General features: G+C 67.8%; 11 protein-coding genes. All 11 read left to right on the top strand.

The window, feature by feature from the left end; translation table 11 throughout:
- Nucleotides 1-380: 380 nt before the first annotated feature.
- The 11 genes from clpX to MJ785_RS06430 all read left to right on the top strand — a co-directional run bounded on the left by clpX (nt 381) and on the right by MJ785_RS06430 (nt 16235).
- Nucleotides 381-1670 carry an ATP-dependent Clp protease ATP-binding subunit ClpX gene (gene clpX, locus MJ785_RS06380; RefSeq protein WP_239308422.1) on the top strand — a complete coding sequence of 430 codons (1290 nt, stop codon included), beginning with the start codon at nt 381-383 and terminating at the stop codon, nt 1668-1670.
- Nucleotides 1670-3025 carry a folylpolyglutamate synthase/dihydrofolate synthase family protein gene (locus MJ785_RS06385; protein ID WP_239308423.1) on the top strand — a complete coding sequence of 452 codons (1356 nt, stop codon included), beginning with the start codon at nt 1670-1672 and terminating at the stop codon, nt 3023-3025. Before clpX ends, MJ785_RS06385 begins: the two co-directional genes overlap by 1 nt.
- A 234-nt stretch (nt 3026-3259) precedes the next feature.
- Nucleotides 3260-3673, top strand: a complete 414-nt coding sequence (gene ndk, locus MJ785_RS06390; RefSeq protein WP_239308424.1) for a nucleoside-diphosphate kinase — start codon at nt 3260-3262, stop codon at nt 3671-3673.
- Between the two features lie 427 nt (nt 3674-4100).
- A complete protein-coding gene (locus tag MJ785_RS06395; protein ID WP_013872948.1) occupies nt 4101-5132 on the top strand; it encodes a rod shape-determining protein in 1032 nt (343 codons plus the stop codon).
- A 171-nt stretch (nt 5133-5303) separates the two neighbouring features.
- Nucleotides 5304-6260 carry a rod shape-determining protein MreC gene (gene mreC, locus MJ785_RS06400; protein ID WP_239308425.1) on the top strand — a complete coding sequence of 319 codons (957 nt, stop codon included), beginning with the start codon at nt 5304-5306 and terminating at the stop codon, nt 6258-6260.
- A 17-nt stretch (nt 6261-6277) separates the two neighbouring features.
- Complete coding sequence (gene mreD / locus MJ785_RS06405) at nt 6278-6799, top strand: rod shape-determining protein MreD (RefSeq protein ID WP_239308426.1); 522 nt, start codon at nt 6278-6280, stop codon at nt 6797-6799.
- Nucleotides 6800-6812: 13 nt separating this feature from the next.
- Complete coding sequence (gene mrdA / locus MJ785_RS06410) at nt 6813-9164, top strand: penicillin-binding protein 2 (protein WP_370652744.1); 2352 nt, start codon at nt 6813-6815, stop codon at nt 9162-9164.
- A 99-nt stretch (nt 9165-9263) separates the two neighbouring features.
- Nucleotides 9264-10487: a rod shape-determining protein RodA gene (rodA, locus tag MJ785_RS06415; RefSeq protein WP_239308427.1), complete on the top strand. Its 1224-nt coding sequence runs from the start codon at nt 9264-9266 to the stop codon at nt 10485-10487.
- Nucleotides 10488-10528: 41 nt separating this feature from the next.
- The gene (locus MJ785_RS06420; RefSeq protein ID WP_239308428.1) at nt 10529-12475 is read left to right on the top strand and encodes a TIGR03960 family B12-binding radical SAM protein; all 1947 of its coding nucleotides are present in this window, start codon (nt 10529-10531) and stop codon (nt 12473-12475) included.
- Complete coding sequence (locus tag MJ785_RS06425) at nt 12459-13220, top strand: TIGR03936 family radical SAM-associated protein (RefSeq protein ID WP_239308429.1); 762 nt, start codon at nt 12459-12461, stop codon at nt 13218-13220. The genes MJ785_RS06420 and MJ785_RS06425 overlap by 17 nt, the downstream gene beginning before the upstream one ends.
- A gap of 249 nt (nt 13221-13469) precedes the next feature.
- Nucleotides 13470-16235 carry an Rne/Rng family ribonuclease gene (locus tag MJ785_RS06430; RefSeq protein ID WP_239380190.1) on the top strand — a complete coding sequence of 922 codons (2766 nt, stop codon included), beginning with the start codon at nt 13470-13472 and terminating at the stop codon, nt 16233-16235.
- The last annotated feature ends 103 nt before the right edge of the window (nt 16236-16338 follow it).

Below are 16338 nucleotides of genomic sequence, written 5' to 3' on the forward strand. Positions count from 1 at the left end.
TTCCGCGTCGCCGGAGGCCGGGCCGGGTGCCCCGTCAGCGTTGTGCAAAGGCCCTGTCCGGACGGCACGGACGCGTGATGATCTGCCCGATGACCGTGACTGACCTACACGAGCCGCACGATAGGGCTCTCACTGGACGGCTTCAGGGGGTACGGTCCCCACGGGGAGGCGGACAGCCAGCTCAAAGCCGTCGGCGTCAGGGCACAGCCATCGGTGGCGGGTAGACGCGGATGCGGATACACAGCCCAAAGCCGCTGGCGTCATGGCGCGGCCGCTGCCGGCGGAGGGCAGGATAGTAACAGACAGGCGACGACCGGGCGGCTTAGCCGCCCCTGACCTGCAGGCGACACCATCGTCTGGACGAAGGGACTGAGTCCTCGGTGGCACGCATAGGTGACGGCGGTGATCTGCTCAAGTGCTCGTTCTGCGGCAAGTCCCAGAAGCAGGTGAAGAAGCTCATCGCCGGGCCCGGCGTCTACATCTGCGACGAGTGCATCGATCTCTGTAACGAGATCATTGAAGAGGAGCTGTCGGAGTCCTCGGATCTCAAGTGGGACGAGCTGCCGAAGCCGCGCGAGATCTACGAGTTCCTGGACGGCTACGTGGTTGGTCAGGAACAGGCCAAGAAGACCCTGTCGGTTGCTGTCTACAACCATTACAAGCGAGTCCAGGTGGGTGGTGGCGCGGGTAGCGACGCCAAGGGCGATGTTGAACTGGCGAAGAGCAACATCCTTCTGCTGGGCCCCACCGGATGCGGCAAGACGCTGCTGGCGCAGACCTTGGCCCGGATGCTCAACGTCCCGTTCGCGATCGCCGACGCGACCGCGCTCACCGAGGCCGGTTATGTCGGTGAAGACGTTGAGAACATTCTGCTCAAACTCATCCAGGCCGCCGACTATGATGTCAAAAAAGCCGAGACCGGCATCATTTATATTGATGAGGTCGACAAGATCGCGCGTAAGTCGGAGAATCCGAGTATCACCCGGGATGTCTCTGGCGAGGGTGTCCAGCAGGCGCTGTTGAAGATACTGGAGGGAACGACCGCGAGCGTTCCGCCGCAGGGCGGCCGCAAGCATCCGCATCAGGAGTTCATCCAGATCGATACTACGAACGTCCTGTTCATCGTCGGTGGGGCTTTTGCCGGGCTTGATCGGATAATCGATTCACGGATCGGTAAGAAATCGCTTGGATTCCGCGCGGTCCTGCACGGCAAGGATGATCCGGATATTCCCAACGTCTTCACCGACGTCATGCCCGAGGATCTGCTCAAGTACGGCATGATTCCCGAGTTCATCGGTCGGCTGCCAGTGATCACCAGTGTGTCCAGCCTCGATCGGGAGGCGCTCATCCGCATCCTCACCGAGCCGAAGAACGCCTTGGTCCGGCAGTACAAGAAGTTGTTTGAGCTGGATAATGTTGATCTTGATTTTACGGGTGACGCCCTGGATGCGATCGCGGACCAGGCGATACTGCGGGGAACCGGCGCCCGCGGGCTACGGGCGATCATGGAGGAGGTCCTGCTGTCGGTCATGTACGACATACCGAGCCGCAAGGACGTCGCCCGGGCGGTGGTGACCCGCGAGGTCGTTCTTGAGCACGTCAACCCGACGCTCGTGCCGCGTGACGTCGCCGCATCCAAGCGGAGTCCCCGCCAGGAGAAGTCGGCCTGATGAGCAGCCGGCCTGGCATCCCGGCGGACGCCGACGCCGACACAGCCGGGCTCGCCCGGGTGGAGAAGGCGCTGACCGAACGCTTCCCGCACCGGATGCTGCCCGATCTGGACCGTATGCGCGATCTCGTCGATCTGCTGGGCCAGCCACAGCGTGCCTACCCCTCGATCCACCTGACGGGGACCAACGGCAAGACCTCCACCGCCCGCATGGTGGATTCGTTGCTGTGCGCCTTCGGGATCAGACCCGGCCGTTATACCTCCCCGCATCTGGAGAGCGTGACCGAACGTATCTGCCTGGCCGGTCGCCCCGCGCCCGCAGCCACCTTCACCCAGGCGTACGACGACGTCATCCCCTACGTTGAGCTCGTTGACAGCAGGCATCCCGAACGGGTCACCTTCTTCGAGCTGCTGACCGCGATGGCGTTCGCCGCCTTCGCCGACGCGCCGGTCGATGTCGGTGTCATCGAGGTTGGTATGGGCGGGAGCTGGGACGCGACCAACGTCCTGGATGCCGGGGTGGCAGTGGTGACCCCGATCTCCCTCGACCATCGGGAGCTCGGTGCCACGCCTGGCGCGGTCGCGGGGGAGAAGGCCGGCATCATTCACGCCGGTGCGCTCGTCGTGCTTGCCCAGCAGCCGTTGGAAGCGGCGGAGGTGCTGTTGCGCCGAGCCGGTGAGGTCGGCGCGACGGTGGCACGCGAGGGACTGGAATTCGGGGTCCTCGACCGTGATATCGCCGTTGGTGGCCAGTTGGTTGCCATCCGTGGGCTCGGCGGTGTCTATGAGGACCTGTTGCTGCCCCTGCACGGCGCGCATCAGGCTCACAACGCCGCATGCGCGCTCGCGGCGGTTGAGGGGTTCCTCGGCGGCGGCCGTGAGATTCTCGACATCGACGCCGTACGCGCTGGGTTTGCGCAGGCTGACTCGCCGGGCCGGCTGGAAGTCGTCCGGCGCTCGCCAACGGTCCTGCTCGACGGCGCGCACAACGTCGCGGGCGCGCATGCGCTCGTCGCCGCGCTGGAGGAGGCCTTCAGCTTCGATCATCTGGTCGGTGTCGTGGGGATACTCGCGGACAAGGACGCCGCCGGCATTCTGGCCGCGCTGGAGCCGGTGTTGCACGCCGTGGTCATCACTCAGAGTGGGTCGTCGCGGGCAATGCCGTTGGATGACCTTGCCGCGATCGCCGTGGATCTGTTCGGTGCCGACCGGGTGGAGGTTGCCTCGCGTCTCGATGACGCTCTCGACGCGGGTGTCCGGCTGGCGGAGGAGGACTCGCACCTCGCCGGTACCGCGGTGTTGGTGACCGGTTCACTTGTGACGGTGGGAGAGGCTCGCCGCCTTCTGCGTCGCTGACGGGTAGGTTGCAACTGTGCCAAAGGCCGCGTGATCGTGTCCTTTCGCGCTGTCGGAGGCGTGAGGGCTGTGTGACTGTGCCAACGGTGGCTCGATCATGGTTTTTTCGTGCAGCCGAGGGGCATGAAGATCGTGTAACCGGGTCAACGGCGGTGCGATCGTTCCTCCCGTGCCGCCCGCGGCTGCATGGCTCTGGTCCCACACCTGCCCATCTGAGTGAGTAGAAGGAGTTCCGTGTCAGTCGAACGCACACTCGTGCTGGTCAAGCCCGACGGCGTGAGCCGTGGCCTCGTCGGTGAGGTCGTTGGTCGGCTGGAGCGCAAGGGTCTGGCCTTGGTCGCGCTTGAGCTGCGCAGGCTGGAGCGCTCGGTGGCCGAGGTCCACTACGCCGAGCACGCGGCCAAGCCGTTTTTTGGCGAGCTGGTCGACTTCATCGTTTCCAGCCCGTTGGTCGCGTTGGTTGTCCAGGGGCCGCGGGCGATCGAGGCGGTGCGCGGCCTGATCGGCGCCACCGACCCGGTCAAGGCGGCTCCGGGATCCCTGCGTGGCGACCATGCTCTGGAGATCGGACAGAACCTCGTCCATGGTTCCGACTCGCCGGAGTCCGCCAAGCGTGAGATCGACTTGTTTTTCCCCGGGTTGATCTGATTATTTCTGACTGGTCCGGCATCGAAGGCCAGGGCGGCTTGCCCTATGGCCGACGGTGCCGGACCGTTTGCCCGGATGGTCGAATTCGCCAGTCCAGGCGGCATCTCCAGTCGCCTCGGGTAGCATGCTTGTGACTCCGGGTGTTAGAACTGGTTGTACGGGTTGAGGTTGGCCGGCAGGTTGACCCGGCCTGGCGTGCGGACCGTCGCGCGTCATGGATCTCGTACCGGGACGGCAGGCTCGGTTGGCCCGGATTAGGCTTTTGTCGTCTGTTGGAGCGGCTTCTACTGGATTGCCGGACTACCTGGATGGAGCTCATCGGAGAAGCAGTGGATACGCCCTCGTTACGGACACCGCCTGCCCTACAACTCCAGCACGCCCAGCGTGCGCACCCAGACCGCACACCCGGGAAGGCCGGCATCCGACGATGTCCAGTTCGTTGTCGTTCCTAGGCCGTGACATGGCCGTCGACCTTGGCACCGCCAACACGCTCGTCTACGTGCGTGGTCGCGGGATCGTGCTGAACGAGCCCAGCGTGGTAGCGATCAATACCACCACCACGGGGATCCTCGCGGTCGGCACCGAGGCGAAACGGATGATCGGCCGTACTCCCGGCAATGTCGTCGCGATCCGCCCGCTCAAGGACGGCGTGATCGCCGACTTCGACACGACCGAGCGCATGCTGCGCTATTTTATTCAAAAGGTTCACCGACGGCGGCACTTCGCCAAACCGCGGCTGGTCGTGTGTGTCCCGTCTGGGATCACCGGGGTCGAGCAGCGGGCTGTGAAGGACGCCGGTTATCAGGCTGGTGCCCGAAAGGTCTATATCATCGAGGAGCCGATGGCGGCGGCCATCGGAGCCGGGCTGCCCGTCCACGAACCCACCGGGAATATGGTGGTCGACATCGGCGGTGGAACCACCGAGGTGGCGGTCATCTCCTTGGGTGGGATCGTGACGAGCCAGTCCATCCGGACGGCCGGGGATGAGCTTGACACTGCGATCATCTCCTACGTCAAGAAGGAGTACTCGCTCATGCTCGGGGAGCGGACCGCGGAAGAGATCAAAATGGCGATCGGCTCCGCGCACAAGATGTCAGACGAGCCCAGCGCGGAGATCCGCGGCCGAGATCTGGTCTCCGGCCTGCCCAAGACCATCGTCGTTACCGCCGAGGAGATCCGTAAAGCCATCGAGGAGCCGGTGAACGCGGTGATCGACGCGGTCAAGGTCACCCTTGACAAGTGCCCACCGGAGTTGTCCGGCGACATCATGGACCGCGGCATCGTGCTGACCGGTGGGGGAGCGCTGCTGCGCGGTCTGGACGAGCGCCTCCGCCATGAGACCGGGATGCCGATCCATATCGCGGACAACCCGTTGCACTCGGTCGCGATGGGTTCTGGTAAGTGCGTCGAGGAGTTCGAAGCGTTGCAGCAGGTGCTTATATCCGAGCCCCGCCGCTGATCTGATCGTGCCGAATGGGATGTCGATCGCTGGGGATACGGGCCGACGGCTCGCTCACCTCGTGAACTGACGACGTTTCGGGCTGGCGCCGCCGGGCACCGCGGTACCCGTACCGGCCGCCGTGGATGGGCATCGTCGTGACTGGGCGTTGCCAGGTATGGGAGGCCGGCGGTGGGACGCGAAAACCGGCGCTCCCGCATGGTCGTCATTGGCCTGCTGATCACGGCGTTCATCCTGATCACAGTCGATTACCGCTCGAGCGGCAGTTCGGCCGGCCCGCGGGGCGCGTTGCGGGGCGTGTTCGCGACCCTTGAGGGCGGTGTGAGCGCCGTCGCCCGTCCCATCGGACGGACGGCGTCCTCGTTGACGCACCCCAATCGTTACCAGCGGCGCGCGGACACACTCGCGGCGGAGAACGCCGAGCTCAAACGCCAGTTGGCGGATGACGCCGAGGTGCGGCGGCAGGCCGCCGCCCTGGGTAACCTGCGCCTGCTCGCGGACCGGGGACAATACACGATCATTGCGGCAAGGGTGATTGCGATCGGCGACATCACCGGGACGGACTGGTCCGTGACGGTCAACGCCGGCAGCGCGGACGGCGTGGTGCCGGACAGGCTGGTGCTCGACAGCGACGGGCTCGTCGGGACGGTGCTGTCCTCGACCGCCCACACGGCGGTCGTCCGTCTTGCCTGCGATCCAGCGAGTCACATCGGCGCTCGTCTGGAGGGCACCCGGCTGCTCGGCGCGGTTGCCGGCGCGGGTAGCCCGGACGCCTTGACATTCACCCTCTACGACGCTACGCGCCAGGTGAAGGTGGGCGACCGCCTGGTTTCCTTCGGCAGCGCCGACTACGTCGGCGGGGTACCGATCGGCATGGTCACAAAGGTTCTCGACGCGAGTGAGGGGCTCTCGCGCGCGGCCGAGGTGACCACCTTCGCGGCCATGGGGTCGCTCGACCTGGTCGGGATCGTGGTGGGGAAGCTCCCGGCGGACGCCGGTGACCGGGTGCTGCTCCCGCGGCCCCCGCCCACACCGGCCCCGGCGCCCGCGGCACCGGCCGCGGCACCGGCCAGCACGATCCCGACGACATCGGCGCTCGCCCCCGCGGCCACCGCCCCGGTCGGCTGAGGCTCGCGGTGTGGGACATGGGCGCACGTGACGTCGAGGTCCGGGGCAGGGCCGTCGCGGCCACCGTAGCCGTGCTGGTCCTTTTGATCATTGCGCAGCTGTCGGTCATAGCCCCGCTCGATCTGCCGTTGGGAAGCCCCGATGTGGTGCTGATCGTGCTGGCCTTCGTCGCGCTCGCGCGGGGGCCGCTGTTCGGCGCAATCATCGGGTTCGTGGTCGGGCTGATCGCGGACCTGCTCTCGACGCACGTCCTCGGCCAGACCACGATGATTTTTTGCCTGATCGGCTACGGTGTGGGGCTCACCCATGACGAAGCCGGCCGGACGGTGTACCTCCCGATGATCGCGGCGGCGGCCGCCTCCGCGCTGGGCACGGCCGGCCAGACGGGGCTGGCCGGCATTCTGGGCAACGCCAGCCTCACCGGCGGCCAGGTGTTCCTGCGTTCGGTCGGTGCCGTGCTCTACGCGCTGGTCCTGACCCCGCTGCTGTTCCCGTTGGTGACGGCGGGGATGCGGCGCCTGTACAGGGATGATTCATGACCGGACGGCGGGTATGAGAGCGCCGTGGCCTGGGGACAGGTCGCTGGACGATCGTGTCGGTCTCAGGCTGCTCGTTCTGCGTGTGCTGGTCATATCACTGTTGGTTACCTTGGGTGCCCGGCTGTGGGCGTTGCAGGTCCTCAACGGGGAGCACTACCGGCAGGTCGCGGAGACCAACCGGGTACGCGATGTGGTCACCCCCGCACCCCGTGGCCTGATCGTGGATGACCAGGGGCGTGCCCTCGTCCGCAACCGCACGTCGCTGGTCATCTCGGTGAACCGGTCGGTGACCGACCGGCAGAAGGATTCCGGCAGAGCCGTGCTGGAGCGGTTGTCAGGCGTGATCGGTGTGCCCCCCGCCGATGTCACCAGGCGCATCCAGTACTGCTCGGCTTCGGTGAAGCCACCGTGCTGGAACGGCTCGCCCTACCAGCCGGTGCCGGTGGCCAAGGACGTCACCCCGACCCAGGCGCTGGCGGTCATCGAACATCCTGACCGGTTTCCCGGCGTGTCGGCGGAACTGCAGGCCGTCCGCGAGTACCCTTACACCTTCTTGGCCGCACACGAACTCGGCTATCTCAGCCCTGTCACGCAGGAGCAGCTCGACTCCGACGGTGGCCGGCACGGCTACCACAACAACAGCCTGGTCGGTGTCGCCGGGCTGGAATACACCTATGACACGGCACTGCGCGGCTCCGACGGCGTGCAGCGGCTTGAGGTCGATCGGTTCGGGCGGGTCGTGGGCACGGCCTCGTCCACCGCGCCACGCAGCGGCGACAACCTGGTCCTCTCGATCGACGTCGGTGTCCAGCAGGCGGTCGAGCAGACGCTCAGGAAAACCCTGGACTCCCTCGGCGGGCGTGCTCGCACCGCGTCCGGGGTGGTGCTTGATGTGCGAACAGGCCATGTCATCGCCATGGCCAGTCTGCCCTCGTACGATCCGTCGGTCTTTGTGGGCGGTGTCTCCGAAGCGGACTACCAGGCGCTGTCGGACCCCGCCAACGGCATCCCGTTGCTGTCACGGGCCTACCAGGGCTCAGGCGCGCCCGGTTCGACCTTCAAGGCGGTGTCCACCATCACCGCGCTGACCAACCTGGGCGCGTCGACGGCCGGCAACTACGACTGCGGGCCGTCGTTGCAGATCGGCTCCCAGACGTTTCACAACTTCGAGGGGTCATCGGCCGGGCCGATCACGCTGCACCAGGCGCTGGTGATCTCCTGCGACGTCATCTTCGACAAGTTCGCCTACGACGCCTGGCTCGCCGACGGCGGGCTTCGCAATGGCCGCGGCCCCTATCCCACGGCCAACGAGTACTTCGTGAAGATGGCTCGGGCCATGGGCTTCGGCAGCAGGACAGGCGTCGACCTGCCGGGAGAGACCAGCGGCTCGGTCGTCGGGCGCGACGGCGCGAAGGCGATCTGGACGCAGCTGAAGGACTCCTACTGCCGCCGGGCGCAGAACGGCTACCCGGAGGTCACCGACCCGGCCAAGGCCGAGCGGTTCCGCCAGTACGCGGCCGAGGCATGCGTGGACGGCTACCTGTACAACGGAGGCGCGTCGACCCAGTTCGCGATCGGCCAGGGCCAGTACCTGTCGGTCAGTCCGCTGCAGCTCGCGGTTGCCTACGCCGCGCTCGCCAACGGGGGGACCGTCTACCAGCCAACGCTCGCCAAGGCGGTGATCTCGCCGGACGGCAGGGTGGTGACGCCTGTCACGCCCAAGGTCGCGGGACGGGTGCCGGCCGCGCCCGAGACGCTTGCCTACATCAGGGCCGCCCTGCATGGCGTGACGAGCGAAACCGGCGGTACCGCCACCGGTGTGTTCGCGGACTGGCCGAACGACACCATCCCGATCGCGGGCAAGACTGGAACCGCCGAGGTCGAAGGGGCTGGGGATACGTCGTGGTTCGCGTCGTTCGCGCCCGCCAACGATCCGCAGTTCGTCGTGGTCGTCACCATCCCCGATTCCGGCACCGGCGCCGAGTACGCGGCTCCGGCGGTGAAAGCCATCTACCAGAGCATCTACGGCGTCGGGCACGACGCGGCGCTGCCTGGCGGTACGCCCCCGGCGGCGCTGCCGAAGATGACGCGGGACGGGATGTTCGCACCGACTGCCCTGTCCGAGCGGTCTGTCGTCCCGTCCGGTATGCCGTCAGCGGGCGTTTCCGCCACCGGTGATGCCACGACGCGGGCGCTCGTCGTGACCGATGTGACCGATGTGACCGATGTGGCGGACGTGTCCCTGCTCACCGAGTGGCGCCTACCGGGCGCCGGATCGCGCGGTGAGCCCGCGGCAGCCGACTCCGGCCGTTGCCCCACCCAGATCAGTCGGTGTCCCGCCGCTGTCGGGCGCGGGCCACCGTGATTGCCCGCCCCGGCGCTTCGCCAGCAGCGGGGCGCGGGCCCGCGCGGCTCGCGACGTCTTTCGGGCAGAGCCCCCGCATCGACCATGGAGGGAGTGCGCATGACGAGTCCGACGGCCTTGCGGTCCTCCCCGGTCCCGCCGCGTGGCCGGATCGGGCAGCTGCGCGACCGGGCATCAGGACGGCATTCCCCCTTGCGCCGGCTGGACTGGCCACTGCAGATAGCCGTGATCGCTCTGTCCATCCTCGGTGGGTTGCTGGTCTGGTCCGCCACCCGGCATCGCGAGGCCGAAAGCGGCGGCGACCCGCAGCTGTTTCTCAAGCGCCATCTGCTGAACCTGGCCATCGGGCTCGTTCTCGCGGGTGCCGCGACCGTGGTGGACTACCGGATCCTGCGCGCGTACGCCCCATTCGTCTACCTGGGCTCTCTCCTTGGCCTGGCCGCGGTCCTGCTGGTGGGAAGCACGATCAACGGCGCACATTCCTGGATCGTGCTGCCGGCCGGTTTTCAGCTACAGCCCTCAGAGTTCGCCAAGGTCGCCCTCATTGTCGGGGTAGCGATGATCCTCGGGGAGAAGCACGACGACCGGGACACCGGGATCCGCCTCAATCCCGGTCACTGGGACGTGCTGCTGGTGCTGGGGCTGGCTGCCGTGCCGATGATGTTGATCATGATGCAGCCGGATTTCGGCACGGTCATGGTCTTCGTGTTCGTCATTCTCGGCATGCTCGCGGTCAGCGGCGCACCGAGCCGGTGGGTGATCGGCCTCATCCTGTCCGGTGTCCTGTTCGGCGGGGCGATCCTGCAGTTCCACCTGCTCAAGCCCTATCAGGAGGCACGCCTGACCGAATTCGTCCAAAGCAACCAGAACACCTCCTCCACCGGGTACAACGTCGACCAGGCGATGACGGCGATCGCCAATGGCGGCGTCGCCGGCCGCGGCCTGTTCCACGGCACGCAGACCCAGGGCCAGTTTGTGCCCGAGCAGCAGACCGACTTTGTTTTCACGGTGGCCGGGGAGGAACTGGGCTTTCTCGGCGCTGGCGGTGTCCTGCTGCTCCTGGGCCTGGTGCTGTGGCGGGCACTGGCCACGGCCGTCGACTCAGCCGACTCCTTCGGAACGATGATCGCAACTGGGGTGGTGTGCTGGTTTGCCTTCCAGATGTTCGTCAATATCGGAATGACGTTGGGGATCATGCCGGTCACGGGCCTGCCGCTGCCGTTCCTCTCCTACGGCGGATCGTCGATGTTCGCGAACCTGCTGGCGGTGGGCCTGTTGCAGAATGTCCACCTGCGGGCACGCTCCGATCCGTACGCCTTGTGACGCCGCTCGGCGGACCGTGAATGTGCCGTAGGCTCGCGGGCATGTCCGGACAGTCGTTGTTCCCCCGTCTGGAACCGTTGCTGCCGCGGGTTCGTAAGCCCGTGCGCTACCTCGGCGGCGAAGGGAATTCCCAGTGCAAGCCCTGGGCGGACGCGATCGTCCGCTGGTGTCTGATGTATCCGGACGCCTACGAGGTAGGCCTGCCCAACCAGGGTGTCCAGATCCTGTACGAGATCCTCAACGAGCAGCCGGACGTCCTGGCCGAGCGTACCTACTCGGTCTGGCCGGATCTGGAGGAGCTGCTGCGTGAGCACGGTGTCCCGCAGTTCACCGTGGACGGCCACCGCGCGGTCGGCGACTTCGACCTGCTGGGCGTCAGCTTTTCCACCGAGCTGGGGTACACCAACCTGCTGACCGCGCTCGATCTCGCGGGCATCCCGCTGCATACCGTGGATCGGACTGATGACCACCCGATCGTGATCGTCGGCGGGCATGCCGCGTTCAATCCCGAACCGGTCGCGCCGTTCATCGACGCGGTCGTGCTCGGGGATGGCGAGCAGGCGGTCCTTGCGATCACCGATGTGGTCCGTGCCTTCCGGGCCGCGGGCTCTCCCGGCGGGCGGGACGAGTTGCTCATGCGGCTGGCCCGGCGCGGCCTCGCGTATGTGCCGTCCTTCTACGACGTGGGCTACCGGCCTGACGGCCGCATCCACGCGGTCACCCCGAACCGTCCCGGGGTACCGGCACGCCCCGCCAAACACACCGTCAGTGACCTGGATGCCTGGCCCTATCCGAAGGCGCCGCTGGTGCCGCTGGCGGAGACCGTCCACGAGCGGATGAGCGTGGAGATTTTCCGCGGCTGTACCCGCGGCTGCCGGTTCTGCCAGGCTGGCATGATCACTCGGCCGGTCCGGGAGCGGACCATCACCACGATCGGCGACATGGTGGCCCGGGGCCTGGACGCGTCCGGGTTCACCGAGGTCGGCCTGCTGTCGTTGTCCAGCGCGGACCACAGCGAGATAGGGGAGATCGCCAAGGGGCTGGCGGACCGGTACGAAGGCACGCACACCTCACTCAGCCTGCCCTCGACCCGGGTGGACGCGTTCAACGTCACACTCGCCAACGAGTTCTCCCGCAACGGCCGGCGCAGCGGGCTCACGTTCGCGCCCGAGGGCGGCTCCGAACGCCTGCGGAAGGTCATCAACAAGATGGTCAGCGAAGATGACCTGATCCGCACGGTCAGCACGGCCTACGCCCAGGGCTGGCGGCAGGTCAAGCTGTACTTCATGTGCGGCCTGCCCACCGAGACCGACGAGGACGTGCTCGCCATCGCGGATCTCGCCCGGGAGGTGATCAGGGCGGGGCGTCTGGCCAGCGGTCACCGCGACATCCGTGTCACAGTCTCGATCGGCGGTTTCGTCCCCAAGCCGCACACGCCGTTCCAGTGGGTCGGGCAGGCCTCGCACGAGGTCACCGACCACAGGCTGCAGCTGTTGCGCAACGCCATCCGCGGTGATCGGGAGGTCGGGCGGGCGATCGGTTTTCGCTACCACGACGGACGTCCAGGCATCATCGAGGGCCTGCTCGCCCGCGGTGACCGCCGGGTCGGCGCGGTGATCGAACAGGTGTGGCGTGCCGGCGCCCGTTTCGACGGCTGGAACGAGCATTTCTCCTTCGAGCGTTGGGCGGCGGCCTGCGCACGTGTGCTGGAACCGCTCGGGGTGTCCCTGGACTGGTTCACCACCAGGGAGCGCGACGAACGCGAGGTGCTGCCCTGGGACCATCTGGATGCCGGGCTGGACCGTGACTGGCTGTGGTCGGACTGGCAGGAAGCGCTGCGTGCGACGGAGCTGGACGACTGCCGCTGGACCCCCTGCTACGACTGCGGGGTCTGTCCGACCATGGGGACCGAAAACCAGATCGGCCCGACCGGCCGGACCCTGCTCCCCCTGACGCCGACGGGATCCGGCCGTGCCCCGGCGTCCTGAGGGCCCGCCTCCACCACCGGTGGTCGCGCGGGTGCGGGTGCGTTTCGCGAAACGCGGCCGGCTGCGTTTTATGTCTCACCGTGACATCGCGAGGACCTTTGAGCGGGCGCTGCGGCGCGCGGCTGTCCCCATGGCGTACTCGGCCGGCTTCAGCCCGCATCCGCGCATCTCGTGGCTTGGCGCGGCGCCGACGGGTGCCGCCAGCGAGGCCGAGTACGTGGAGCTTGCGCTGGCCGAGCATTGTGATCCGCATGCGTTGCGGCTGGCGTTGGACGCGGCGCTGCCATCCGGTCTGGACGTTCTCGCGTGCGCGCCCGCCACCGCTGCCTCACTGGCGGAACTGGTGGACGCGTCGCGGTGGCGGTTACGGCTGCCAGCGGTCGCTCGCGATGAGCTGACCAGCGCCGTGGCCGCGCTCCTGGCCCGTGACCGGGTCGAGGTGGAGCGGGTGACCAAGGACGGACATCGCCGGTTCGACGTTCGTCAGGCAGTGGTCTCGATGGTTTGCCATGCGGAGAACGACACCTGTGCGATACTGGATGTGGTTGTGCGGCACACGACGCCCGCCGTGCGACCCGACGACGTGCTGACCGCCCTTTGCGTGGTCGCCGTTCTTCGGTTGCCTGTACCACCCGAGCCGCTCCGGCTCGGTCAAGGTCGGCTGCTGGAAGACGGCACCGTGGCGGATCCGCTCATGCCGGACCGCGACGATGCAGGCCGGCTGGTCGGTCGACTCGATGCGTGATGCAGGGCGTCGCAGGATTCGCCGACGGTACCCCGTCGGACCGACGACAGTGGTTCCTGAGCGGTCGCGACTGCGAGAGCAGCGCGCCCGGGGACCCGAGAGGTTTCATAACCCGTGCCCGATGACATCGTGACAGACTCCGATGAGACACCGACCACTCGTTCCGCCCCGCGGCGGCGGCGTGCCGCCGGACGGTCCGCGGGACCTCCGCCGGACGTCTCGACCGGGTCCTCGCCGGAGGCTCCGCAGGTGAGCGACCCCGTTGCTGACAGCGTTGCCCCAGGTGGCGTTACCCCGGGCACGGACGTTCATCCGCCGGAGCCACCCCCGCGATCCGTGGTCGGTATCGAGCCGCCGCCGGTCCCGTTCCTAGCTGATCTTACCGGTGTTCCACCGGGGGCCGCTGCCATGCCCACGAGCGGGGATGGCAGTCCACCGGCACGGCCGGAGACGCGGCTGCGCCGTGGGCGGGCGGTCACCATGGTGACCTTCCAGGCGCCCGACACCGCGGCTCTTGACCTTGTGTCTCGCCGCCGGCGGCGCGGCGTCTCGCCGTTCGACACCGACACGGCTGTCGCGGGCGCCGCCGGCAGGTCGTCCGACACCGGATTCGGGCCGGCCAGTACGGATCGGGGGAACCAGCGGCCAGGGTTCGGGATCGTGCTCGACGCCGGTGACGAGCACGATCCCGAACCCGGCACCGCCATGGCCTATGCCGACAGCGACGAGGATGAGATCTCCAGCGCCGCCGTGCCCGACGACGGCGACTGCGACGGGAGCTCGACGCGGCGCCGTCGCAGAGGCCGCCGGGGCAGGGGGCGTGCGCGTGTCGACGAGGAGGCCGAGGGCGCTGACGATACGTACCCGGTTGCCTTCGAGCGGTCCGGCGCGCGCTCGGATGGGTTCGACGAGAGCGACAGCCCCGGTCGCCCGGACCGGGCCGAGACCGACGATCCCCACGACTCCGGTGATGCCGATGCCGCCGGGCTGGTGGCAGCGGGCGGCGCGGACGGGTACGACGACGAGCAGCCGCAGGGAAGTTCCCGCCGGCGCCGACGCCGACGCCGCCGGGACGGTGCCGCGATCGTGGACGACGCGGCCCCGGACGACCCGCCGGCCACGGTCGTCCATGTCCGCGAAAGCCGTGTCCGGGACGACGAGGTGCGCGGGGTCAGCGGCTCGACGCGGTTGGAGGCGAAGCGCCAGCGCCGCAAGGAGGGCAGGGACAGCGGCCGCCGCCGGCCGCCGATCGTTACCGAAGCGGAGTTCCTGGCCCGGCGCGAAGCGGTTGAACGGCGCATGGTCGTGCGCAACGCCGGTGACCGCACCCAGATCGCGGTGCTTGAGGACGGGGTGCTTGTCGAGCATTTCGTGACGAGGGCGAGCTCCTGGTCGTATGCGGGGAACGTGTATCTCGGCCGGGTGCAGAACGTGCTCGCCAGCATGGAGGCGGCATTCGTTGACGTCGGCAAGGGGCGCAACGCCGTCCTGTACGCCGGAGAGGTCAACTACGACGCCTCCGGGCTCGACGGGCGGCCTCGTAAGATCGAGCAGGTGCTGAAGTCAGGCCAGTCGATCGTCGTCCAGGTTTCCAAGGACCCGATGGGGCACAAGGGCGCCCGTCTGACCAGCCAGGTGAGCCTGCCAGGCCGCTATCTGGTCTATGTGCCGGACGGGCAGAACGCGGGGATCAGCCGGAAGCTTCCGGATACCGAACGCGCCCGCCTGAAGACGATCCTGAAGAAGATCACTCCGGAGAACGGCGGCGTGATCGTTCGGACCGCGGCCGAGGGCGCCAGCGAGCAGGAGCTCGCCCGTGACGTCGCCCGGCTGTCGGCCCAGTGGGAGGACATCCGCCGGAAGGCGGCGAAGGCCAGCGCTCCCGCGCTGCTCTACGGCGAGCCCGATCTCGTGATCAGGGTGATTCGGGACATCTTCAACGAGGATTTCGCCGAGCTGGTCGTCCAGGGAGACGAGGAAGCCGCGATGATCGAGGACTACGTCGACATGGTGGCGCCGGACCTGCGCGATCGGGTCCGGCGACAGACCGGCACGGCCGACGTGTTCGACACGTACCGCGTCGACGAGCAGCTTGCCAAGGCCCTCGACCGCAAGGTGTGGCTGCCCTCGGGCGGGTCGCTTGTGATCGATCGTACCGAGGCGATGACCGTTATCGATGTGAACACCGGCAAGTTCACCGGCAAGGGCGGCAACCTCGAGGAGACGGTCACCAAGAACAACCTGGAGGCCGCCGAAGAGATCGTCCGCCAGCTCCGGCTCCGCGACATCGGCGGGATCATCGTCATCGACTTCATCGACATGGTCCTGGAGAGCAACCGCGAACTTGTGCTGCGGCGCCTGACCGAATGCCTCGGCCGGGACCGTACCCGGCATCAGGTCGCGGAGGTCACGAGCCTCGGGCTGGTGCAGATGACCCGCAAGCGGGTGGGCCAAGGGCTGCTCGAGGCCTACAGCGAGCCCTGTGCTCACTGTGGCGGGCGTGGTGTCATCGTGCATCTGGACGGTCAGGCCGCACCGCCCGCGCGAAGCTCCGGGGCGTCCAGCCCCGCGGTACCGGGGCCGCCGGCGGCAGGCACGGCGGCCGAGGCCGGCCCGAGCGGCGAGGCCCCAGACGCCACTGTCGTGGAGGCGGGCTCCGTGACCACGGATACGGGCCTCTCCCGTACCAGACCGGTTGAGGCGACCGTGCCCGGGGACGCGGCCAGCCCCAGCCCAACGGACAACGCCGCGATGAGCAACGCCACAACAAGCAATGAAGCGACGGACAACGCCGCAACGGACAACGCCACGACGAGCAACGCCACGACGAGCAATGGCGCGACGAGCAATGGCGCGACGAGCAACGGCACGAAGGACGACGGCGGGCCGATCAGTTCGGCGCCGCCGTCATCGAACGCTGCCCGATCCACCGGGGCTCGTGCGACCGGTCGTCGGCGGGCGTCGCGTGCGGTCGCGGCACCGCAGGAGAGCGGTGAGGCCGCCCACACCGGGTAGGTGTCCTTAGAGCGCCCGGCAATAGGGGCGTGGATCAAGGAGCGGGGCTGGGGTGCGTAGATCGCGAGGCGGCGGAGGGAGCCACCCTGGTGTTGGGTGGCGA

Source organism: Protofrankia sp. CiT1 (assembly GCF_917627335.1).
In the GTDB taxonomy this organism is placed as follows: domain Bacteria; phylum Actinomycetota; class Actinomycetes; order Frankiales; family Frankiaceae; genus Protofrankia.